The 921-nt window shown below is 41.4% G+C and carries 2 protein-coding genes; both read right to left on the bottom strand.

Annotation, left to right across the window (positions count from 1 at the left end; translation table 11 throughout):
* Positions 1-186, bottom strand: a 186-nt coding sequence (locus AAE250_RS23570) for a hypothetical protein (protein WP_342289515.1), incomplete at its 3' end; no start/stop codon positions are given.
* An 11-nt stretch (positions 187-197) separates the two neighbouring features.
* Positions 198-611 carry a leucine-rich repeat domain-containing protein gene (locus AAE250_RS23710; protein ID WP_446715786.1) on the bottom strand — a complete coding sequence of 138 codons (414 nt, stop codon included), beginning with the start codon at positions 609-611 and terminating at the stop codon, positions 198-200.
* Positions 612-921: the final 310 nt, after the last annotated feature.

Here is a 921-nt window from a genome sequence, read left to right as displayed (position 1 = left end):
ACGCCGAAGTACTTTCCCCTCTGCCGCTTTTAGTACGGTCATTGTAACTTTTTCTGTTTTCATATCCTTTATTAAATTAGAAATCATATTCTTGTATTCTTGATGCCAATGCACTCCAATTTGTCGCAGATTTATAGGCACTACCGCAACCACGAGGGACGTATATATTGCAAGGATTGTTATCAAATACCCTGCTGTCAAGTTGTGGTGGCGTTGTGGCTTTGATATAGAAAGATTTCATAGCTGTACATCCCATAAAAGTGAAGGCGNTTGTTATCAAATACCCTGCTGTCAAGTTGTGGTGGCGTTGTGGCTTTGATATAGAAAGATTTCATAGCTGTACATCCCATAAAAGTGAAGGCGCCAATGCGCTGCATTCCTCTGCCTATAGTAATGCTTTTCAAGGCAGTACAATTATGGAAAGATGCCTGGCTGTATTGTCCCCATATAGTAGTACAGGTGTCTGGTATCTCATTGATGTCTTCCAATGATGCACAGTTCTCGAAGGCTACACCTGATATGGTTTTCAACTTGTCATTAAACCGGAACTTCCTGAGGTTTGTTAAATCTTGGAACAGTCCGGTGCCAATTGTATTTGCGTCCGGCCCCATATAATACTCTTCAAGTACTGGAGAATGAATCTGCATGGCATTGATTATTCCATCCTTTTCGTAAGTCTCTCTGCCCACATATACAATTCGTGCATTAGGTACATAGGACGAAGTACCATTGATTACATATCCTAATACAAGCTCTCGGAAGTCGAACACTTCTCCCTTACATGGTTTGTTCTGGAAATTGATAATTTTAGATACTTCTCCCTCTTCTGGCATAATCCAGCCGTCTCCATCGCTGTCCCAATAATTTAATGCCCATTCTCTAAATAATGGGTCTGTCAGGCGTATTGCAGGCTCTCCAATC

It is taken from the genome of Bacteroides sp. GD17 (genome assembly GCF_038448625.1).
In the GTDB taxonomy this organism is placed as follows: domain Bacteria; phylum Bacteroidota; class Bacteroidia; order Bacteroidales; family Bacteroidaceae; genus Bacteroides.
Note: the sequence above shows the minus strand (reverse complement) of the source record. Positions and strands in the feature narration are given on the sequence as shown.